The sequence below is a fragment of the Daquilactobacillus linshuiensis genome (genome assembly GCF_052828685.1).
Genome location: NZ_CM128255.1, coordinates 215,894 through 237,640 on the forward strand (window position 1 = coordinate 215,894; position 21,747 = coordinate 237,640).

The window sequence follows — 21,747 nt, forward strand, 5'->3', positions numbered from 1 at the left end:
AATAAATTATGCAATTGAACGTTATTCAAGTTATTTTAGTTCTTATTGTTGCATTTTTAGCTGGTATGGAAGGTATTTTGGATCAATTCCATTTCCATCAACCAGTTATTGCATGTACATTGATCGGATTAGTTACTGGTCAATTAATACCATGTGTTATTTTGGGTGGTACTTTACAAATGATTGCCCTAGGATGGGCTAATATCGGAGCAGCTGTTGCTCCTGATGCTGCTTTAGCATCTGTTGCTTCTGCAATTATTCTAGTTTTAGGTGGACAAGGTGAAAAAGGTGTAAAAACTGCTATTGCTATTGCTGTTCCCCTAGCTGTTGCTGGATTACTATTGACAATTCTTGTACGTACATTGGCAACTGGTGTTGTTCATATTATGGATAAGGCTGCTGAAGAAGGTAATTTTGCAAAAATTGATTTATGGCAATATATCGCTATTATTATGCAAGGTTTACGTATTGCAATTCCTGCTGGATTAATTCTAGCTGTAGGTACAAAGACCGTTAGTGCTTGGTTAAACCTACTTCCACAACAACTAACTGATGGTTTAGCTATTGGTGGTGGAATGGTTGTTGCTGTTGGTTATGCTATGGTTATTAATATGATGGCTTCAAGAGAAGTATGGCCATTCTTTGCTATTGGTTTTGTACTTGCAACAGTTAAGGAATTAACTCTTATTGGTCTTGGTGCAATTGGATTGTCAATGGCTCTAATTTACCTAGCATTGTCACAACAAGGTGGTTCATCAAATAATAGTAGTAATAACGGAACTGGTGATCCAGTTGGCGATATTATAGATAATTATTAAGAAGGAGAGTAAAAATGGCAGAACAAGTAAAATTAACAAAAAGAGATAGAGTTTCTGTTTGGCTACGTTCAACTTTCCTTCAAGGATCATGGAATTATGAACGTATGCAAAATGGTGGTTGGGCATTTACATTAATCCCAGCTCTTAAAAAATTATATAAAACAAAAGACGATCGTGCTGCAGCATTGAAACGTCACTTAGAGTTTTTTAATACTCATCCATACTTAGCATCTCCTGTTTTGGGTGTTACTATGGCGCTCGAAGAAGAACGTGCTAATGGTGCACCAGTTGATGATGTTACTATTCAAGGTGTAAAAGTTGGTATGATGGGACCTTTAGCCGGTGTTGGTGATCCGGTATTCTGGTTTACAGTTAAACCAATTATTGGTGCCTTAGCAGCATCTTTAGCTATGAGTGGAAATATTATTGGACCTATTCTTTACTTTGTATTATGGAATGCTATTCGTATGGGATTCACATGGTATACACAAGAATTTGGTTATAAAGCAGGTTCAAAAATTTCAGAAGATTTATCTGGTAACTTATTACAAAATATAACTAAGGGTGCTTCAATTCTTGGTATGTTCATTTTAGGTTCATTAGTTAATCGTTGGGTTGCTGTTAAGTTCACCCCAGTTGTATCATCTGTTAAATTACAAAAAGGTGCATACATTGACTGGAACGGTATACCAAAGGGAGCTGCTGGAATAAAATCAGCCTTAGAACAACAAGCAGCTGGTCAAGCACTATCATCTACAAAAGTGACAACACTTCAAGATAACTTGGATCAATTAATTCCAGGTCTTGCAGGGCTATTGTTGACATTCTTCTGTATGTGGTTACTTAAGAAAAAAGTTTCTCCAATTATTGTTATTTTTGGATTATTCGCAGTTGGAATTTTATTCCATTACATGAACATAATGTAATATTAAAAAGCCCTGTTAATCTACAGGGCTTTTTTTATACAACGGCTTAATGAAACGTTGAGGAAAATTATGATAGGATCAATGAACACAAAAAAAGATTTAGAAATGAAGGCAACTTCATTTTTAGGATTTACTAGTTATGGCAAAATTATAGTTGGTGATAAAGGATTTGAATATTTTAGTGAGCGAACATCAAAAGATTATATTCAAATTCCTTGGAATGAGGTAGACAAGGTTATTGCCTCGGTTTACTTTAATAAGTGGATTCCTCGCTTTGGTATAAAAACGAAAAAAAGTGGAACTTTTACGTTTGCGTCAAGAGACTCAAAAAGAGTACTTAGAGCAATCAGAGAATATGTCGGTGCGGATAACATTGTAAAATCAGCAACTTTTTTTGGCTCTATAAAACGTGGTATAAGTAATATTTTTAGTAAATAATAAGCATTAAATGTATTTTGAAAAAGTTTAAACAAAACTATTGATATGTCATTTTGAACGTGGTATAACTATCTAGTCGCATAGAAATGTGTATATTTTTAGGAGGAAGTAAAAATGCTTTTTTTTGGTAATGCGAGAGATTATGAAGTGACTTGTATCTTTAAAAATATTGAAGGACAAGAAATAACTAAAAAGCGTATTTGCCATAATGTTTCTAGACGAGAAGCAAGAGAAGGTATGAAACATTATATTTTCCGCTCCTACTCAGATTCAATGGATATACATAAACCAATTAAAATAGATACAAAACCAGCTCATTAATTATGGTGGATGGACTACTTATAGTCTATCCACTTTTTATTTGGTACAATTATCGTATAAAGTAAGAAAGGAGGTAGAAAAATGGAACATGGACATGATACAACAGGAAAAAAGTTTTTTTTCGTAACAATTTTGAATGCGCTAATAACTGTTTTAGAATTTTTAGGTGGAGTTTTTTCGGGTTCCTTAAGTTTATTGTCCGATGCAGTTCATAATTTACAGGATACAATATCTATTGTTATTTCTTATGTAGCACATTTAATTGGTAAAAGGAGGAGTAATTCTAGTAAGACTTTTGGTTACAAGAGGGCTGAAATATTAGCTGCTTTTATTAATGCAAGTGTATTAATAGCTATTACTGTACTTTTAGTAATTGAAAGTGTTAAAAGAATTAATCAACCACAAACAATTAACGGATCACTAATGATGATAGTTTCTATTATAGGTCTATTGGCTAATGGTGTTTCTATGGGTATTTTATTAAAAGATTCTAAGAATAATTTAAATATAAAAGCCACCATGTTACATATGTTGTCTGATACCGTTTCTTCAGTGGGTGTTGTAATAGCTGCAATTTTTGTTCAATTGTTTCGTTGGTACTGGGTTGATCCATTAATTACGATTTTAGTAGCCTTTTGGATTATGAAAGAGTCCTATGGAGTAGTCAAAGAAACCGTCAATATTTTAATGGAAGCAAGTCCAAATATAGATTTAGAAGATGTTAAAAAAACTATTTTGACATTGCCTGAAATTAAAAATGTTCATCATGCGCATTTATGGATGATTGATGAGAATTTGATAATATTTGATGCACATATAAATGTTGATAAAGCTCAAAAAATTGTGGAAACTGAAGAATTATATGACAAAGTTGGACATCTTTTAAAAGATAAATATGGAATTGGACATGTTACACTTCAAGTTGAGTGTAAAAAAGGTATTGGAGAACCAATGATTAAGTAATAGATTGGAAGTATTATGGTCTCACTGATAATTGTTAGACATGGGCAAAGTGATGCTAACAAAGAAAATATTTATACAGGTTGGACGGATAGTCACTTAACTAAAAAAGGTGAAAATCAGGCAAAAAATGCTGGTAATTTGATCTTAAATAATTTTTCGGAAAAGATATACGACTACCATACATCTGTACTCTCAAGGGCAATAAAAACGACTTATTTAATTCAAGAAGAGCTCGATGATTTATATAAGCCATTACACAAATCTTGGCGATTAAATGAGCGCCACTATGGTGCATTGCGTGGATTAAACAAAGATGATACAAAATTAACATATGGTAAAAATAAGGTTGCTTTATGGCGTAGAAGTTATAAAGAACAACCACCACAACTAGACCAACCTGATTCTGTAGTTGGAAGATATAAGAACATGGATATTAGATCTATGCCTCTTGGTGAGAGTTTGGAAAATGCATCTTGTCGTGTTATTCCATACTATTTGGATAATGTAGTTCCTAATCTACTGCAGAATAAAAATCAAATAATAATTGCGCATGGTAGTACTTTAAGAGCACTAATCAAGTATATTGAGAATATCTCAGATGAAAGTATTGACGGTGTTGAAGTCGGGAATGCTGAGCCTATAATTTATGAATTTGATAACAAACTAAATTTGATTAGCAAAAAAGAACTGGAATAAACCAGTTCTTTTTTAATTTTCATCATCATTAATATCTATTTCTTTATCTATTTCCAAGTCATCTGCTTCTGTTTTATCTACTCGACTTAATTTAAATCTTTCAACAGGAAGACGCCCAACTACCAAAGGAACGCGCTCTTCAACAACGTCGCTATATGATAGTCCAAACCAGTTTGCAGGAGAAATAAATTTTTGAAGTTTTAATCTTGTAGCTACTATAAACTTATTAAACCAATTGACTTGAGTTTCTGGAGATAATACTTCTTTGATAAGTACAAAAGAGAAGTCTCCAACTTGACGATCAGGTATAGTTGTATATTTTTGTGGTTGAGGTTTTAACTCACCATTAATCATCATATCATTAACTATTTGTCTTAAAAATACGTTAACTTTTTGATCCACTCTAAATCCTAAGTATAGTTGTACATTTACCATATAATCTGTTCCAAACGTATCGACACTATATGCGGTAGTATAAGGCTCATCAGTAACATTAACCGTAACAAACCAATATATACGTGCACGTTTTGGTCTTTTATCTAAAATAGAATATATTATATTTTTCCTTACTTTGAAGCCCTCACGTACCTTAGTTAAATAAACGAGATTTTCTGTATAAAGAGGAATCTCATCATCTTGTTGAAGATCATGAAGTTGCTTTTTAAATGCTAATAAGGAAACGTAATGACGTCGGAATGAATTATTATCTTTTAAGTAGTCCCCATATAACCAAGTGAACATAATAAAGATAATTGCAAAGGCAATTGACATTGTTATGTATGCACCGTTTACAAACTTAGTACTGTTTGTAATGAAGAATATTATTTCAATAAAGAAAAAGAACATAACTATTATTGTAGAAATAATCTTGCTAAGATTTTTTCTTGATAATAACCATTGATATAACAATATAGTAGTCATGAGCATTGTTATAGTGATTTCTAGACCATAGACCGCGGACATACGTGCTGATGTCTTAAAGAAAAAGACAATAAAGATACATGCTATCCAAAGAATATTATTAACTGTAGGGATATATAGTTGTCCCTTAAAGTTAGTAGGATAAAATGTCTTCAAACGAGGGAAAATTTTCAATTTAATAGCTTCAGAAACTAGAGTATATGATCCTGAAATAAGTGCTTGTGATGCAATGATTGCAGCAGCAGTAGCAAGTAAAACTGAGGCAACTCTTAATGATGCGGGTATTGATTGGAAAAATGGATTCATACCTGTCATGTTTTGCATAATAGGGTTTGTTCTAATCTTATCAATCCAAACAGCTTGACCAAGATAATTAAGAAGAAGACATATTTTTACAAAAGGCCAACTTCCATAAATATTTCCACGGCCAACATGTCCCATATCTGAGTAAAGTGCTTCAGCACCAGTAGTGGCAAGAAAAATACTTCCCAGAATAAATAGTCCATGTATGTTTTGAGGGCTCATTAATAATTTGATTGCATAATATGGGTTTAAAGCTCTGATGAATGACCGATCAAAAGATAGGTTGTAAATACCAATCAAACCTAAACAACTGAACCAAAACATCATAATTGGACCAAATGCTTTTCCAATTATTTCTGTTCCAAATTTTTGTATAAAAAATAGAACTGATAAAATAATAACAGTAATAATAATCACTTGCTGTTGAGTAGTAATTGGGGTACCGTGAAAAATTTTCATCCCCTTAAGCTCTTCAATAGCAGTAGTAACAGTAACAGCAGGTGTCATCATTCCATCTGCTAAAAAAGTTGCACCACCAATCATAGCCGGAATGATAAGCCATTTACCGCGTTTTCTAACTAGGGTATATAAAGCAAAAATTCCGCCTTCACCATTATTATCTGCTCTCAAAGCAATTAACACATACTTAATAGTGGTAACTATTGTTAGTGTCCAAAAAATCAATGAAACAATTCCCAAGATAAAATCAGTAGAAATTGTTTGTAAACCACCATTTTCGCCAATAATGGTTTTCATAACGTATAAAGGTGAGGTACCAATATCTCCATATACAACACCAAGTGCAATTAAAATTCCTGCAAAGCTTAATTTATTATGAAGCTTTTTTTTTGCTTCTAGCGATAATTCTTTTTTATCTATTGACATAATTTTTCCTTATTCCTTTAAGTTCTACAGAAGATATTATAACAGTTTAAATTGTTAATTAAAGTAATAAAAAAAGACCTATTAAGGTCTTTAGGCAAGAGCTCCCATTGGGTCCCATGGAGATAATATTTTAGGGTTATTAGTTTCATTTTTTAAAATCAATTGTAGATTTTCTGGTAAGTATTTTTTATTAATAACAATTTGGTATGTATACTCATCAAACCATTTGTCACTCATTGTGAAATACCCTTTAGTACCAACATCTTGTCCCCAAGAGTTTTCTACTTTCCATTTTGTTGGAGTATCTTCATCAAGATTAACTCCTGTTATAACCATTGCATGAGTCATTAAACTTTCCGCATAGTCTAAACGTTGTGCTTTTGTCATTGAAAAATCAGATTCGAATAGATGATCAATGTTGTGTAAATCGGGATCCATAATTCCAAGTTTAGAATCTGAGCTTTGCCCAACATCACTACCAAACCAAACAGATTCACCTGATTTTAGTTGCTTAATAGCAAGAGACTTAAACTCTTTAATATCTAGATTTAGGTGTCTAACTGGGCGTCCTCTCACAACGTTTCCAAGCATTTCAACAGTATAAACATGATTAAATGGCTTATCGTCAGTGGGAGAATTAATAATTGATACGTAATCAGATAAATTCCAGTTAATATATTTTTTGAAAAACTGTTGAGGTGTAATGCCTTTATCTTCGTGATAGTTTTTATCTTTATCACGATATGACCAATTAAAAACTGTTGGAGGTGTACCTACAGAGTAAATTAAAATTCGGTATATTTCACTTAACATTTTTTCTTTAGTCTCTTCAATTTTTTCAGAAGAAGCATTTTGTTTCACTAGTTCTCGCAAAACAATTGCATCTTTACGTAATTTTTTATTGAGAACGTCATTCAACTCAGTAGAATTTTTACGACTAAATGTGTCAGGCATTACTGATTTTGGAACAAGTCCATATTTTTCTATTAATGCACATACCATATCCCATTGACCGCCATCTTGTTGAGGTGTGGTCATTAAAAAATCAACTTTTCTATTGCCAACCGGTAAGTTAGCCGTATTAATGACATTACTATAAAAGAAATTTGATTTTTCTAGTTTATCCCAAAATAAAATGTAGCCTTGTGATAATTCAAAGTCTTTAATTTTAAACTCTTGTTCAATCGGATGCCTAAGAGTATTTAATGCTGCAAAAACCCAACATAGGCCTGATTTCATTTGATCAGTAACAGAGCTTGTATTTAAATCAATTGAAAAAACAGGATCCATATTGATTTTTGAAGACAAATTTTCACTTGATTTATATATTCCGTTAGTTGCAACTGTATTTTTTATTACATTTGAAGCAGGAATATTTTTTAAATCACTATCGAATTTTTTTAATATTTCATTTGTTATTTCCATAAAATCACTCCAAATAATTAACGAATGTTTTCAATAACTTTAGGTTGTCCCTCGTTACCGATGATTACTGTATTAACCATATCTAAAAATAAACCATGTTCAACAACACCTGTTATACCATCTAGATATTTTGCAAGTAAGTGTGGATGATTGATTTTTTCTAAATACAGATCAACAACAAGGTTATTTGAGTCTGTTCTAACTAATTCATTATTTTCATTTCTTCTAAATTTAGGATTTAGGCCTTCACTTTGAAGTAAATCGAATGTTTTTTGACTTCCAAATTCAATTACTTCTGTTGGTAATGGAAACTTACCTAGTGTATTTACTATTTTACTTTGGTCAACGATCCAAATTACTTGTTTTGAGTTGAGTGCAACAATTTTTTCCTTTAAATGTGCAGCTCCACCGCCTTTAATACCTTGATAATTATCATCGATTTCATCTGCACCATCAATTGTTAAGTCAATATCGCCAACTTCATTAACATCTAGCATTTTGATTCCTAAGTTAACAGCTTGATCCCAAGTTCTGTCAGAAGTAGTAACACATTGTACATTTAGTCCTTCTTCATTAACGCGGCGGCCTAATTCTTCAACCATATAAAAAACAGTTGAGCCAGTTCCAAGTCCTACAGTCATACCATCTTTAATGAAATCTACTGATCTAATACCAGCTGCTTTTTTTAGTTCATTTTGATCCATTTTGTTTCTCCCTTAAGATTAAATTATTCAAATACTTTTCTTCAAGAATATCTCGTATATCTGGTTCTTGGTTAAATACCTTTTTTGCATAAGGACAGATTGGCAAAATTTTAAGATTATTTTCTTTAGCATAATCAATTACAGTTTGCACAAACTGACGAGCTAAACCTTTTCCACGATGGCTTTCTTTTACAAAAGTATGATCAGTACTTATTACTTTAGAATTATTTATTGGAGTAAATTTTATTTCACCAATGAATTCACCATTTTCTTCAATAAAAAAACGATGTCTTTCAGCATCAAATTCCATTTTGATAACCTCTTTTCTAAACATAAATATTATACTATTCATATAGTAACTAAATTATTTTTAAAAGTCATTTGATAATTAGTAAATTATAAAATAAAAATGGTATGCTTTATACAATATGTTTAGGAGAAACTTATATGAAAAAAAGAGGTTTTGAAATAGTTACAAGATTTAAAGATAAGAATATAAATTTACCTAAAAGACAAACTAAATCTGCTGCTGGATATGACATAGAATGCGCAGAAGATTTCGTTGTTCCATCTATCTGGAAATATAAACTTTCATTGTTAATAAATAACACAAAAAGTAAACTTTTATCTAAACAAACTAAGCTAAGGGAAGATGTACAACAAGAATTAAAACCGGTACTTGTACCGACGGGGCTTAAAGCTTACATGCAAGATGATGAAGTATTAACGCTGGTAAGTAGATCAAGTGGTCCTTTAAAAAGAGGATTAGTTTTACCAAATTCTGTGGGAATAATTGATGCTGATTACTATGGAAATGAAAAAAATGAAGGTGAAATTTTTGTTCAAATGCTGAATTTTTTTCCATTTGACGTACACCTAAAAAAAGGTGAGCGAATTGCACAAGGAATTTTTGTTAAATATTTAAGAACAGATGACGATGAAGGAGGAGTCACTACAAGAGATGGTGGCTTTGGATCCTCAGGTAATTAAGGAGAAGTTTTTTGCCAAAAATAAAGACACAATTTGTATGCCAAAACTGTGGATATGTGTCTCCTAAATATTTAGGAAGATGCCCTAACTGCGGTGCTTGGAATCAATTAATTGAAGAAAAAATACAAGATGAAAAGCTCACTCAAAAAGCTACGCCAAGCAGAAGAGAAAATTCAAAAAATATTCAACCTGAGCCAATAACAAAAGTTAATTTTCAAGAAGAAAAACGAATAAAAACTGGAATGTCTGAATTGAACAGAGTTCTTGGTGGTGGTATCGTACCTGGATCTTTGGTTCTTATAGGTGGTGATCCTGGAATTGGAAAATCTACTTTATTACTTCAAGTTTCGGGTCAGCTTCAACAAACTGGAGGTACAGTTTTGTACGTCTCTGGAGAAGAAAGTGCCTCACAAATAAAGATGCGTGCTGATCGATTGAATGTTACAGGTGACAATTTATACTTATATCCTCAAACTGATATGTCAGAAATAAGAAACTCAATAAATGACTTAAATCCAGACTATTTAATAATTGATTCAGTTCAAACGATGGATGAACCTGAAATTACATCAGCAGTTGGAAGTGTTTCTCAGATTAGAGAAGTTACTGCTGAACTTATGAATATAGCCAAGCAGCAAAATATAACGGTTTTTGTTGTTGGACACGTTACAAAAGGTGGGGCAATTGCAGGACCAAAAGTTTTAGAGCATATGGTTGATACTGTCTTATACTTTGAAGGTGATAGCCACCAAGCATATAGAATACTGCGCTCAGTTAAAAATCGATTTGGTTCAACTAATGAAATAGGAGTATTTGAAATGCAAGAAGAAGGATTAGCACAAGTAGATAATCCTTCAGAAATTTTTTTAGAAGAAAGACTTGCAGATGCTAATGGTTCAGCAGTTGTTGTTTCGATGGAAGGAACAAGACCAATATTAGTTGAGGTTCAAGCTTTAATAAGTCCAACAGTTTATGGTAATGCAAAAAGAACAGCGTCAGGTGTTGATAATAATAAGGTTGCACTAATTATGGCCGTATTAGAAAAAAGAGCAAACATACTTTTGCAAAATCAAGATGCGTATTTAAAGGCTACAGGTGGAGTTAGACTCGATGAACCTGCAATTGATCTTGCTATTGCTATGGCAGTTGTATCCAGTTATAAGAATATAGGAATTCCTTCTTCTGATTGTTTTGTAGGTGAAGTTGGACTAACAGGAGAAATCAGAAGTGTAGATAGAATTGCTCAAAGGGTAGCTGAGGCGGAGAAACTTGGATTTAATAGGATAATTATTCCAAAGAATAATTTGAATAAGTGGCGTCCAAATACTAAAATTGAAATTATTGGAGTAAGTACAATTTCTGAAGCAATCGGAAAAGTATTTTAAAGGGAAAGGAGGGTGATTAAATTGAAAAAAAGAGTTATTCAAATATTGGCGGTGTTAATCGGAATTGGTTTTGGAATGGCAGTATTACCAGTGTTGTGGATGGTATTGAATTTTAAAAATCAAATTTTAGAGTTGGGTATTGTTAATGCATTTATTGGTGCTATAGTTTTTTATATTATTTCTTTGTTGATTACTAAGCCAATAATCACTCTTGTAGACAAAACAGAAAAACGATTAAATGAATTGAGTACAGGATATATAATCTTTGCAAGTTTGGGATTAATAATAGGACTAGTGCTGGCTAATATTATTTCTATCCCACTATATAGTCTTAACCATCCAATTTTTAGCATTGTTATTCCTGTTATTTTAATGGTGATTTTTGGATATTTGGGTTTTCGAGTAGGGACAAGAAGAGTTGGCGAATGGACAAAAATTTTTCAAATAAGGAAAAAAGATAATTCTGATATTGGTGAAATAATCAAACCAGTTGAGAAAAAAGATTTTTATCAATATAAGATTCTAGATACTTCTGTAATTATTGATGGAAGAATTTATGCGATTGCTAAAACTGGATTTTTAGAAGGCACTATATTAGTTCCTAACTTTGTTGTTCATGAATTACAGTTGATTTCGGATTCGTCAGATGTATTAAAACGAGAACGTGGACGTCGTGGTTTAGACATTTTAAATACAATGAGGGCTGATAAAAATATCAATATGGAAAGTTACGAGGGCGACTTTGATACAATTCCCGAGGTTGATATGAAGCTTTTGAAATTAGCAAAAACGATTGATGGTATTGTTGTAACAAATGATTTTAATTTGAATAAAGTCAGTGAATTTCAAAAAGTTCCAATTTTGAATATTAACGAATTAGCTAGAACTCTTAAACCAACAGTAATTCCAGGTGAAGAAATGAAAGTTACTGTAATCAAAGAAGGTACTGAGCGACAGCAAGGTGTGGCATATTTAGAAGATGGTACAATGGTAGTAGTTGAAGATGGAAAATTCTTCATTGATAAAGAACTGGATGTTGTTATTACCAGTGCTCTTCAAACTGATGCAGGAAGAATGATTTTTGCAAAGCCTAAACACTCTACTAAGGGTATAAATAACAGCGACAATAATGAAACTAAAGAAAATAAAAAGAAATAAAGGAAGTATTATTTTGGTAAACAAGATTAGAGTTAGATACGCACCAAGCCCAACGGGACATCTACACATAGGGAATGCTAGAACAGCATTGTTTAATTATTTATTTGCAAGACACAATAAAGGTAAATTAATTATTAGAATTGAAGATACAGATACTAAGCGTAATATTGAAGACGGTGAAAAGTCTCAACTTGATAATCTTAAATGGTTAGGAATGGATTGGGATGAGGGACCTGATGTAGGTGGAGATTTTGGTCCATATCGACAATCAGAAAGAAAAGAAATCTATACTAAATATATAGATGAATTGTTAGAACGTGGTCTTGCTTATGAATCTTATATGACTGAAGAAGAACTTGAGTCTATGAGAGAAGAGCAAAAGGCAAGAGGAGAAATGCCTCATTATGAATATGAATATGCTGGAATGAGTGATGATGAAATTAAAAAAGTCCAGTCAGAAAAAAAAGCCGCTGGAATAGTTCCTGTTGTGCGTTTTAGAATTCCAGAAAATACAGTTTATGAATTTGACGATATTGTAAAAGGAAAAATAAGCTTTGAATCAAATACTATTGGTGGAGATTGGGTTATTAGAAAACGTGATGGCATGCCTACGTATAACTTTGCTGTAGTAATTGATGATCACTTAATGGAAATTTCACATGTATTAAGAGGTGATGATCATATCGCTAATACTCCTAAGCAACTAATGATATATGAAGCATTTGGATGGCAAGCACCAATATTTGGACATATGACACTTATAATTAATACAGAAACGGGTAAAAAATTAAGTAAGCGTGATGAGTCTATACTTCAATTTATTGAACAATACAAAGCTCTTGGATATCTTCCTGAAGCAATGTTTAACTTTATTGCTTTATTAGGATGGTCACCGGTTGGTGAAGATGAGGTATTTAATCGTAAAGAACTTATAAAAATGTTTGATGAAAAGCGTCTAAGTAAATCACCTGCCAAGTTTGATCAGAAAAAACTTGAGTGGGTTAATAATCAATACGTTAGAAAAACAGATCTAAGTGTATTAACAGATTTAGCGTTGGAAGAGTTAATTAGTAAAGGATTAGTTGGATCCAATCCTGATGCAAAAACAATACAGTGGATTCGCCAGATGGTAAGTCTATTTACAGAACAAATGAGCTATACCGCTCAAATGTCAGATTTTGGTTCAATTTTCTTAAATGAACCAGAGACTTTATCTCAAGAAGCTATAGATGAGTTGAATAATGATGAAGCAAAACCAATGCTTGAAGTATTTAAAGATAATTTAACAAAATTAGATAGATTTACAGCTACACAAATAATGAATGCAATAAATGAAACTAAAGTTCAAACCGGTGTAAAAGGCAGAAAATTATTTATGCCTATAAGAATCGCTACAACGCAGTCAATGCATGGACCAGGAATTGGCGAAGCAATTGAATTACTCGGTAAAGAAAAAGCAGTTGCTCATTTGAATCATACATTAAGTCAAATATAAAAAATAATACAGAATATAAAGAACTCCTTAAATTAGATTTGTTTAGCTCTTTGTCAACTGGTGTTGGTAGAGAGTAATGAAGGTATTTATCGAAAGGTAAATGCCTTTTTCTTTACTTTCAAATTAATTGAATTCTGGTAAAGAGATTTATCTTATTTCTAAATTCATAGATATATTTGTTTGTGTTTTTTTAAATAGTAAAAAACCTTATGGCTATAATCAAAGATGTATTACGAGTAAATCGAATAATTCAAATTTATGAATTTCAATAAATATGATAAAGAAGACTGGAATGAAGTTTGGAAAGATCATAAGACAAAGAATTTATATAAGTATTATCAATCGAGAATTGAACGATCAAAAAAAGTATCTACCTTCAAATTCTGAAATAGTTGAAAGAAAGCTTGTATCAAAGGTGATGAACAAAAAGATGCTTTTGTTTCAAGATACTACTGACTATTAATTTTATTTTTGGAGGTATACTAATTTTGGTATCTGTTATTTGGATGAGTGTTGTAAGTTCTAAATAATTTTATTGAAGATATTGAAAGAGTATTTTAAATAATATATTTTCAAATTATGATAATAAAAAATATATAGACCCCAAAAGTTTAACTTTCGGGGTATTTTTATGACTGAAATTAGTAAAGAAATAAAATTAAAATAATTTACTTTAGTATTTTAAATATATCTCAAAATTGAATTTATCAGTCTAAAAAAATTTCATTCTATATAGAATAGCACTTAATAATGAGATTAATTTAATGTTTTTTGTTAAAATATAAACACTGATAAAAAGCAATGGAGGGCTTCATGATAAAAATTTATAATACAATGACTAATCAGTTGGAAGAATTTATTCCTAATATTAAAAATCAAGTGTCAATGTATGTCTGTGGTCCAACTGTATATAATTACATTCATATTGGAAATGCTAGATCTGCGGTAGCGTTTGATACAATTAGACGTTACTTTGAATTTCGTAAATATAAAGTTAAATACGTGTCTAATTTTACTGATGTTGACGACAAAATGATCAAACAAGCTGATTTAGATGGTATAACTGTACAAGAACTTGCTGATAAATACATTGACGCATTTAAAAAAGATACTCAAGCACTTAACATAAAACAAGCGACAAAAAATCCAAGAGCAACTGAATATATATCTAAAATTATTAATTTTATTTCTACACTAATTGATAATGGCTTTGCTTATGAGGTTAAGGGGGATGTCTATTACAGAGCAAGAAAATTTGATAATTATGGCAAACTTTCTGGTCAAAATATAGATGACTTAGAAGAAGGCGCAAGCAATCATGTTACATCTGAAGAAATAAAAATCAAAGAAGATCCTATTGATTTTGCCCTTTGGAAATCTGCTAAGCCTGAAGAAATTTCTTGGGATTCTCCTTGGGGACAAGGCAGACCCGGTTGGCATATTGAATGCTCAGTTATGTCTACTGATATATTGGGTGACAATTTTGATATTCATGGGGGTGGACAAGACTTGGAATTTCCACATCATGAAAATGAAATTGCACAAAGTGAAGCTAAGACAGGTCAAAAATTTGTTAATTATTGGATGCATAATGGTTTTGTAACAATTGGAAAAGATGAAGAAAAAATGAGTAAATCTCTTGGAAACTTCATCACTGTTCATGAATTAATCAAAGAAGTCAATCCGCAAGTGTTAAGATTTTTTATGTCTACGGTGCATTACAGAAAACCACTTCAATATACTCAAGAAAATATTGAGGATGCAAAAAATAATTTGAGTAGAATTAAGACGAGCTTTAATAACCTAAATTATCGACTTAAGAATACTAATAGTTCAAAAGAACCATTGCTTGAAAACCAAATTTCAAAAATAAAAAATCATTTTATTGAGTCTATGGACGATGATTTTAACGTTCAAAATGGAATTACTGCTGTTTATGATTTAGTTAAATTAATCAATAACTATTTAGAACAAGAAGAAACTTCAAAAGATGATTTGATTTATTTAAAAAACACTTTGATTGAATTAACTAGTGTATTTGGAATTGAGCTTGAAGAACAAAATCTTGATACAAAAATCGAAGAATTAATTGTAGCTAGAAATAATGCACGTAAGAATAAAGATTTTGCTGAAAGTGATCGAATTCGTGATGAATTAAAAAATCAGGGAATAATTTTAGAAGATACTGCTAATGGAACTCGTTGGCATAAGGAAGAAAATTAATGAATATTTATGAACAGTTAAATGGTGTGACACTTGCATATTTAGGCGATGCAGTTTATGAGGTATATATACGAAAGTATCTTTTAAGTAAAGGGCTTACTAAAGTAAATGCATTACAAAAAAAAGCCACAAATTTTGTTTCTGCTAAAGCACAAGCTTCGTTAATAATGTTAATGGAAGAAGAAAAGATTTTAACAGATGAAGAGCTAAGTATTTATAAGCGAGGTCGCAATGCTCGAGTAAATACTAAAGCAAAAAATACAAGTATTGTTACATACCATATGTCTACAGGATTTGAGGCTGTTTTTGGATATCTTTCTTTACTTGAAAAAAAAGATAGAATTGATGAATTGGCAAAATATTGCATTGAAAAAGTAGAAGCGGGTGAAGCACATGAAAAACATCTCCAATAACAATGATGAAGAACAAAATGAATTTATTTTTGGAATTCATGCTGTGTTAGAAGTGCTTAAATCTAATGATGCAAGCTCAAGAATAAATAAAATATTTATGCAAAAAGATTTGCGAAGTGAACAGCTATCAAGAATATTTAAAACGGCAAAAGAAAATAAATTAGTTATCCAAGAAGTACCTAAAAATAAACTTGATAATTTATCTGATAACGGGAATCACCAGGGTGTAATAGCAAGTATTTCAGCTTATCAATATGCTGAATTAGAAGATATTTATGCAATAGCCGATTCAAAAAAAGAAGACTTGTTTATACTCATTTTAGATAGTATTGTTGATCCTCATAATTTAGGTTCAATTTTAAGAACTGCAGATGCAATAGGAGTTCATGGAATTATCATACCTAAACATCGTTCAAGTGGATTGACTTCAGTTGTTGCAAAAACTTCAACTGGAGCAATTGAACATGTACCAGTTGTAAGAGTAACTAATATAGTTAACACCATTAAGAAGTTAAAAGAAGAAAAAAACGTATGGTTCTTTGGTACCGATATGTCTGGGATTGACTATACTAAATGGAATGCCAAAGGGAATATTGGATTAGTTATCGGTAACGAGGGTAGGGGAATATCTCCAGTCGTAAAAAAACAGATGGATCAGACTATTTCAATTCCTATGGTTGGTCATGTTCAAAGTTTAAATGCAAGTGTTGCTGCTGGAGTATTGATGTATCAAGCGTTTAATTCGCGTAGAGGATAATAATGTGAAAAAGAATCAGATTATAATTGTAGATGGCTATAACGTGATTGGAAGCTGGCCAAATTTAAGCAAATTAAAAAATCAAGATAGACTTTCTGAAGCAAGAGATACATTATTAAACTCTTTGGCTGAATATAAAAAAATAGAACAAGTAAGAATGATTGTTGTTTTTGATGCAATGTATGTTCCGGGAATAAAAGAGACGTTTAATGTGTTTAATTTAGAGGTTGTTTTTACACCAGAAGATCAAACAGCTGATTCGTATATAGAAGCATTAAGTGATGAATTAAACTCTCCTTTAAATATTGTGACTGTAGTTACAAGTGATCAGGCTGAGCAATGGACGGTTTTTTCTAGAGGCGCAGTCAGAATTCCTTCATATGAGTTTTATAAAAGAATAAAAAATTTAAAAGATGAGATAAATAATGATGTCAAAAATCATTATGATAGGCAAATTGTTCGTAATAGTCCTTGGAGTGATGAACAATTAAAACAATTGAAAAAATTTTTAAATAGGAAAGAAGATAATTGAGTATCTTCTTTTTATTTGTCTTTGATTATTTAAAATTGGATTAACAATGCAAAAGGCATTTTAATTGTCTATAATAGTATAGTACAATTTATCAGTAATAAATTTGAAAAAAGAGGTTAGTGTTTTGAGTGAAAATCAGTTGTTGAATGGGTTGAATAAAGAACAAAAAGAAGCAGTTTTAACAACTGAAGGACCTCTTTTAATTATGGCGGGTGCGGGAAGTGGAAAAACTCGTGTATTGACTCATAGAGTGGCATATTTGATAAAAGAAAAAAATATTATGCCATGGAGAATTTTGGCGATTACATTTACTAATAAAGCTGCACGCGAAATGCAAGAACGTGTGAATAAATTATTGGGTGATCAAGCAAACGGTATATGGATTTCTACGTTTCACGCGCTATGTGTAAGAATTTTGAGACGTGACGCAGAATATATTGGATTTTCAAGATCGTTTTCAATTGCCGATCCAGCAGAACAAAGAACATTACTAAAGCAAATATTAAAAAATCATAATATGGATCCTAAAAAATATGATCCGAAGGCGATACTTTCAATGATTAGTAATGCTAAAAATGAGCTATTAACACCTAAGCAGTATGCTTTGAATACACGTGGGCCTTTTGAAGAGGCAGTAGCATTGTGCTATAAGGACTATCAAGCTGAATTAGAAAATAATCAGTCAATGGATTTTGACGATCTTATTATGAAAACTATTCAATTGTTTGAAGAAAATGAAGAAGTATTAAAGAAATATCAAGAACAGTTTGAATATATTCATGTTGATGAATATCAAGATACTAATGAAGCTCAGTATAGATTGGTTCATTTATTAGGGCAAGTTCATGAAAATGTCTGTGTAGTTGGTGACGCTGACCAAAGTATTTATGGATGGCGTGGAGCCAATATGAATAACATCTTAGACTTTGAAAAAGATTATAAAAATGCACAGACAATTATGTTAGAACAAAATTATCGTTCTACTAAAAATATATTGGGCGCTGCTAATGATGTTATTAATTTTAACGATAATAGAAAACCAAAAGAACTTTGGACCGAAAATAATGAAGGTGAAAAGATAACTTATTATCGTGGACAAAGTGAATCAGATGAAGCAATATTTGTTATTGAAAATATTAAAAAAATAATTGCTAAGAATAATTATAATTACGGAAATTTCGCGATTTTATATCGTACTAATTCTCAGTCTCGTGTTTTTGAAGAAAAACTATTATCAGCAAATATTCCCTATAAAATAGTTGGTGGTCATAAGTTTTATGATCGTAAAGAGATTAAAGATATTATGGGATACTTAAGGTTAATTGGAAATTCATCTGATTCTATGAGTTTTAGAAGAGTAGTTAATTCACCTAAAAGAGGTATTGGACCAACTAGTTTAGACAAGCTAGAAGATTTTGCAAGAAGTCATAATTGGTCATTATTAGAAGCTTCAAGAAATATCGAATTATCCAACTTGCCAAGTAGAGTTCGTAATACATTAGGTGATTTTGCTAAAAAGATAACTGAAATTCAAAGCAAAATAACTGTGGCACCAATTACTGAGATATTAGAAGAAACTATTGATAAAACAGGATATATCGATGATTTAAGATCCCAAGATACTTTAGAGTCAAAATCAAGAATTGAAAATATTGAAGAATTATTAACTGTTACAAAACAATTTGATGACAAATACGAAGATGAAGACACTTTAAGACTAGAAAGCTTTTTAACTGAACTATCGCTTGTGAGCGATCAAGATGATGTTGAAGAGGATGTAAAAGAAGTTACTTTAATGACTTTACATGCTGCAAAGGGACTAGAATTTCCAGTTGTATTTTTAGTTGGAATGGAAGAGGGAATATTTCCACTTGGTAGAGCAGCTGCAGATAATAGTGAACTAGAAGAAGAACGTAGATTGGCATATGTGGGAATTACGCGTGCTGAGAAAAAATTATTTATCACCAATGCGCATAGTAGAATGCTCTACGGTAGATTACAATCAAATGCTCCTTCAAGATTTATTGTCGAAATAGATGATAAATATTTAGATCAAGAAGATCCTAAGGCTGGAAATATTCCATTCGAAAAAAGCAATGAAAAATATCCATTTTCAAAAAATAAATCTGCTAGAACATTTAGCGGGACTTATGTTGCACCTGTTGCACATTCAGCAAATAATAATGCAGCTGCTGAAGATTGGAATATAGGTCAAAAAGTTGAACATAAAAAATGGGGAATTGGTACTATTGTGAAAGTTAACGGTCAAGGAAAAGATGCTGAACTTGATGTTGCTTTTGATTCACAAGGAGTAAAACGACTTTTAGCCGAATTTGCGCCAATTAAAAAAGCCTAGAATTACTAAAGGAGTGATCTTATGAACGTAGATGATGCACAGGTAAGAATTAGTGAATTAAGAAAAAAGATTTCTGAATTAAGTGAAGCTTACTATACAAAAGATGCTCCTTTAGTTGAAGATAGTGAGTACGATCTTTTGTATCGTGAATTAGAAAATTTAGAGAAAGAGTTTCCTGAACTAGTTACAAAAGATTCCCCTACGCAAAAAGTAGGCGGGGAAGTATTATCAGAATTTTCTAAGGTGACACATGAGATCCCTATGTTATCAATGGGTGATGTGTTTTCTTTTGAAGAACTAGAGGAATTCGATCAGAGAACACAAAAAAATATTGGAAAAAAAACTGATTATAATGTTGAGTTGAAGATAGATGGACTTGCTTTATCTTTAATATATGAAAATGGTGAACTTATTCAAGGTTCTACTAGAGGTGATGGTACAACTGGAGAAGATGTTACTGCTAATATTATGACAATCACTGATATTCCTAAACAACTAACTGAACCTTTGAACATTGAAGTTCGTGGTGAATGTTATATGCCCAAGTTATCTTTTAAGAAACTAAATGATAAAAGACAACTCGAAGGACAGGCAGTTTTTGCTAATCCAAGAAATGCTGCAGCTGGTAGTTTAAGACAATTAGATTCAAACATAACAAGATCAAGAAATTTAAGTACATTTATCTATACTTTAGTGGATGCCCAAAAATTTGGAGTGACCACACAAAGTCAGGCAATTGGTTACTTAAATAAACTAGGTTTTCATACTAATCCTAGTTCGACAACTATTAATGACATTAATGAAATTGAAGATTATATCCAAAAGTATCAAGAACAAAGAGATAATTTAGACTACGGAATTGATGGCATTGTGTTAAAAGTTAATAACTTGAATTTGCAACAAGAATTAGGAAATACTGTAAAGGTTCCTCGTTGGGAAATTGCATATAAATTTCCTCCAGAACAATCTGAAACTAAAATTTTAGATATAGAGTGGACGATGGGGAGAACGGGTGTATTAACTCCAACAGCTGTAATGGAACCAGTGTTATTAGCCGGCACAACTGTTTCAAGAGCAACTTTACATAATGCAGAGATGATAAAAGATAAAGATATTCGTATCGGAGATTTTGTTCTTCTACACAAAGCGGGAGATATTATTCCTGAAGTATCGAAAGTTTTGAAAAATAAAAGACCAAAAAATTTACCAGAAACTTCAATTCCGATAAACTGTCCATACTGCGACTCTAAGCTAGTTCATCTAGAGGATGAAGTTGCTTTAAGATGCATTAATCCGATGTGTCCAGCACAAATTAAAGAAGGACTAACTCATTTTGCATCAAGAAATGCTATGAATATTGACGGTTTAGGTCCTAGAATTGTTGAACAACTTTTTAGTAAAGAAATGATCAAAGATGTTGCTGGTTTATACAAGCTAACCTTTGAAGATTTGTTAAAACTTGATGGTTTTAAGGAAAAATCTATTAATAACTTATTGACAGCTATTAGAAATTCCAAAGAAAATTCTTTAGAGAGATTACTATATGGTTTAGGAATTAGGCATGTTGGTGCTAAAGCGGCCAAACTATTGGCCGAAGAGTTTATTAATATGGATAATATTATAAATGCATCAAAGGAAGAAATTTCAAAAATTAATACTATCGGCGAAACTATTGCTGATAGTTTACAAACTTATTTTTCAAACCTTGAAGCTCAAGAATTAATTAAAGAATTAAAAGAAGCAAATGTTAATATGACTTATTTGAACTCAACATTGAATTTAGATAATAATGAACATTTTAACGGTAAAACAGTCGTAATAACTGGTACTCTGGAAAAATATAAGAGAAAAGAACTTTCTGATCAATTAGATAGCTTGGGAGCTAAGGTGACAGGTTCTGTAACAAAAAATACAGATATACTTATTGCAGGATTAAAGGCTGGAAGTAAATTAACTAAAGCTCAAAGCCTAAATATTGATATAATAGACGAAGATACATTGGATAGTTATTTGTCAGATAGCAAAAGTGCTGACTAGG

The 21,747-nt window shown here is 31.5% G+C and carries 21 protein-coding genes; 17 read left to right on the forward strand and 4 right to left on the reverse strand.

Translation table 11 applies throughout. The annotated features are described in order from the left end of the window. The first annotated feature begins 8 nt into the window (after positions 1-8). From ACUV9F_RS01145 to ACUV9F_RS01170, 6 genes are all read left to right on the forward strand, one after another. A complete protein-coding gene (locus tag ACUV9F_RS01145; protein ID WP_446183861.1) occupies positions 9-818 on the forward strand; it encodes a PTS mannose/fructose/sorbose transporter subunit IIC in 810 nt (269 codons plus the stop codon). A gap of 14 nt (positions 819-832) precedes the next feature. Further along, the gene (locus ACUV9F_RS01150) at positions 833-1,744 is read left to right on the forward strand and encodes a PTS system mannose/fructose/sorbose family transporter subunit IID (RefSeq protein WP_446183862.1); all 912 of its coding nucleotides are present in this window, start codon (positions 833-835) and stop codon (positions 1,742-1,744) included. A 69-nt stretch (positions 1,745-1,813) separates the two neighbouring features. After that, entirely contained in the window at positions 1,814-2,182 is a 369-nt protein-coding gene (locus tag ACUV9F_RS01155) for a DUF956 family protein (RefSeq protein WP_446183863.1), read from the forward strand. 114 nt (positions 2,183-2,296) lie between these two features. After that, positions 2,297-2,503, forward strand: coding sequence for a hypothetical protein (locus ACUV9F_RS01160; RefSeq protein WP_446183864.1), 207 nt, complete (start codon positions 2,297-2,299; stop codon positions 2,501-2,503). Positions 2,504-2,584: 81 nt separating this feature from the next. Next, positions 2,585-3,466, forward strand: a complete 882-nt coding sequence (locus tag ACUV9F_RS01165; protein ID WP_446183865.1) for a cation diffusion facilitator family transporter — start codon at positions 2,585-2,587, stop codon at positions 3,464-3,466. Positions 3,467-3,481: 15 nt separating this feature from the next. Beyond that, the gene (locus tag ACUV9F_RS01170; RefSeq protein WP_446183866.1) at positions 3,482-4,162 is read left to right on the forward strand and encodes a 2,3-bisphosphoglycerate-dependent phosphoglycerate mutase; all 681 of its coding nucleotides are present in this window, start codon (positions 3,482-3,484) and stop codon (positions 4,160-4,162) included. A 12-nt stretch (positions 4,163-4,174) separates the two neighbouring features. Here ACUV9F_RS01170 and ACUV9F_RS01175 read toward each other — a convergent pair whose 3' ends face one another. From ACUV9F_RS01175 to ACUV9F_RS01190, 4 genes are all read right to left on the reverse strand, one after another. Further along, positions 4,175-6,271, reverse strand: a complete 2,097-nt coding sequence (locus ACUV9F_RS01175) for a KUP/HAK/KT family potassium transporter (RefSeq protein WP_446183867.1) — start codon at positions 6,269-6,271, stop codon at positions 4,175-4,177. A gap of 90 nt (positions 6,272-6,361) precedes the next feature. Next, positions 6,362-7,696: a C1 family peptidase gene (locus ACUV9F_RS01180; protein WP_446183868.1), complete on the reverse strand. Its 1,335-nt coding sequence runs from the start codon at positions 7,694-7,696 to the stop codon at positions 6,362-6,364. 17 nt (positions 7,697-7,713) lie between these two features. After that, positions 7,714-8,400, reverse strand: a complete 687-nt coding sequence (gene rpiA / locus ACUV9F_RS01185; protein WP_446183869.1) for a ribose-5-phosphate isomerase RpiA — start codon at positions 8,398-8,400, stop codon at positions 7,714-7,716. Then, positions 8,387-8,710, reverse strand: coding sequence for a GNAT family N-acetyltransferase (locus tag ACUV9F_RS01190; RefSeq protein WP_487247184.1), 324 nt, complete (start codon positions 8,708-8,710; stop codon positions 8,387-8,389). Before ACUV9F_RS01190 ends, rpiA begins: the two co-directional genes overlap by 14 nt. Positions 8,711-8,847: 137 nt before the next feature. Here ACUV9F_RS01190 and ACUV9F_RS01195 point away from each other — a divergent pair, with 137 nt between their 5' ends. From ACUV9F_RS01195 to ligA, 11 genes are all read left to right on the forward strand, one after another. Then, positions 8,848-9,390, forward strand: a complete 543-nt coding sequence (locus ACUV9F_RS01195; RefSeq protein ID WP_446183871.1) for a dCTP deaminase/dUTPase family protein — start codon at positions 8,848-8,850, stop codon at positions 9,388-9,390. A gap of 56 nt (positions 9,391-9,446) precedes the next feature. Then, positions 9,447-10,775 (forward strand): DNA repair protein RadA, encoded by a 1,329-nt coding sequence (gene radA / locus ACUV9F_RS01200; protein ID WP_446184332.1) that lies wholly within the window; start codon positions 9,447-9,449, stop codon positions 10,773-10,775. Between the two features lie 21 nt (positions 10,776-10,796). Further along, entirely contained in the window at positions 10,797-11,933 is a 1,137-nt protein-coding gene (locus ACUV9F_RS01205) for a PIN/TRAM domain-containing protein (protein WP_446183872.1), read from the forward strand. A gap of 10 nt (positions 11,934-11,943) precedes the next feature. Next, positions 11,944-13,428 carry a glutamate--tRNA ligase gene (gltX, locus tag ACUV9F_RS01210; RefSeq protein WP_446184333.1) on the forward strand — a complete coding sequence of 495 codons (1,485 nt, stop codon included), beginning with the start codon at positions 11,944-11,946 and terminating at the stop codon, positions 13,426-13,428. Positions 13,429-13,720: 292 nt separating this feature from the next. After that, the gene (locus ACUV9F_RS01215) at positions 13,721-13,891 is read left to right on the forward strand and encodes a hypothetical protein (protein ID WP_446183873.1); all 171 of its coding nucleotides are present in this window, start codon (positions 13,721-13,723) and stop codon (positions 13,889-13,891) included. A gap of 350 nt (positions 13,892-14,241) precedes the next feature. Continuing rightward, positions 14,242-15,651 (forward strand): cysteine--tRNA ligase, encoded by a 1,410-nt coding sequence (gene cysS / locus ACUV9F_RS01220; protein WP_446183874.1) that lies wholly within the window; start codon positions 14,242-14,244, stop codon positions 15,649-15,651. Then, on the forward strand, positions 15,651-16,064 hold the full coding sequence (locus ACUV9F_RS01225) for a Mini-ribonuclease 3 (RefSeq protein ID WP_446183875.1): 414 nt from the start codon (positions 15,651-15,653) through the stop codon (positions 16,062-16,064). Before cysS ends, ACUV9F_RS01225 begins: the two co-directional genes overlap by 1 nt. Further along, positions 16,045-16,821, forward strand: a complete 777-nt coding sequence (rlmB, locus tag ACUV9F_RS01230; protein WP_446183876.1) for a 23S rRNA (guanosine(2251)-2'-O)-methyltransferase RlmB — start codon at positions 16,045-16,047, stop codon at positions 16,819-16,821. The genes ACUV9F_RS01225 and rlmB overlap by 20 nt, the downstream gene beginning before the upstream one ends. A 4-nt stretch (positions 16,822-16,825) precedes the next feature. Continuing rightward, positions 16,826-17,353: an NYN domain-containing protein gene (locus tag ACUV9F_RS01235; RefSeq protein ID WP_446183877.1), complete on the forward strand. Its 528-nt coding sequence runs from the start codon at positions 16,826-16,828 to the stop codon at positions 17,351-17,353. Positions 17,354-17,477: 124 nt separating this feature from the next. Then, positions 17,478-19,709 (forward strand): DNA helicase PcrA, encoded by a 2,232-nt coding sequence (gene pcrA / locus ACUV9F_RS01240; RefSeq protein ID WP_446183878.1) that lies wholly within the window; start codon positions 17,478-17,480, stop codon positions 19,707-19,709. A 21-nt stretch (positions 19,710-19,730) separates the two neighbouring features. Next, positions 19,731-21,746 carry an NAD-dependent DNA ligase LigA gene (ligA, locus tag ACUV9F_RS01245; RefSeq protein WP_446183879.1) on the forward strand — a complete coding sequence of 672 codons (2,016 nt, stop codon included), beginning with the start codon at positions 19,731-19,733 and terminating at the stop codon, positions 21,744-21,746. The last annotated feature ends 1 nt before the right edge of the window (position 21,747 follow it).

Excerpts from the sequence above, each read along its gene's own strand:
- ACUV9F_RS01145 (WP_446183861.1), top strand. The coding sequence starts at position 9 with ATGCAATTGAACGTTATTCAAGTTATTTTAGTTCTTATTGTTGCATTT.
- ACUV9F_RS01150 (WP_446183862.1), top strand. The coding sequence starts at position 833 with ATGGCAGAACAAGTAAAATTAACAAAAAGAGATAGAGTTTCTGTTTGG.
- ACUV9F_RS01155 (WP_446183863.1), top strand. The coding sequence starts at position 1,814 with ATGATAGGATCAATGAACACAAAAAAAGATTTAGAAATGAAGGCAACT.
- ACUV9F_RS01160 (WP_446183864.1), top strand. The coding sequence starts at position 2,297 with ATGCTTTTTTTTGGTAATGCGAGAGATTATGAAGTGACTTGTATCTTT.
- ACUV9F_RS01165 (WP_446183865.1), top strand. The coding sequence starts at position 2,585 with ATGGAACATGGACATGATACAACAGGAAAAAAGTTTTTTTTCGTAACA.
- ACUV9F_RS01170 (WP_446183866.1), top strand. The coding sequence starts at position 3,482 with ATGGTCTCACTGATAATTGTTAGACATGGGCAAAGTGATGCTAACAAA.
- ACUV9F_RS01175 (WP_446183867.1), bottom strand. The coding sequence starts at position 6,271 with ATGTCAATAGATAAAAAAGAATTATCGCTAGAAGCAAAAAAAAAGCTT.
- ACUV9F_RS01180 (WP_446183868.1), bottom strand. The coding sequence starts at position 7,696 with ATGGAAATAACAAATGAAATATTAAAAAAATTCGATAGTGATTTAAAA.
- rpiA (WP_446183869.1), bottom strand. The coding sequence starts at position 8,400 with ATGGATCAAAATGAACTAAAAAAAGCAGCTGGTATTAGATCAGTAGAT.
- ACUV9F_RS01190 (WP_487247184.1), bottom strand. The coding sequence starts at position 8,710 with ATGGAATTTGATGCTGAAAGACATCGTTTTTTTATTGAAGAAAATGGT.
- ACUV9F_RS01195 (WP_446183871.1), top strand. The coding sequence starts at position 8,848 with ATGAAAAAAAGAGGTTTTGAAATAGTTACAAGATTTAAAGATAAGAAT.
- ACUV9F_RS01215 (WP_446183873.1), top strand. The coding sequence starts at position 13,721 with ATGAAGTTTGGAAAGATCATAAGACAAAGAATTTATATAAGTATTATC.
- cysS (WP_446183874.1), top strand. The coding sequence starts at position 14,242 with ATGATAAAAATTTATAATACAATGACTAATCAGTTGGAAGAATTTATT.
- ACUV9F_RS01225 (WP_446183875.1), top strand. The coding sequence starts at position 15,651 with ATGAATATTTATGAACAGTTAAATGGTGTGACACTTGCATATTTAGGC.
- rlmB (WP_446183876.1), top strand. The coding sequence starts at position 16,045 with ATGAAAAACATCTCCAATAACAATGATGAAGAACAAAATGAATTTATT.
- ligA (WP_446183879.1), top strand. The coding sequence starts at position 19,731 with ATGAACGTAGATGATGCACAGGTAAGAATTAGTGAATTAAGAAAAAAG.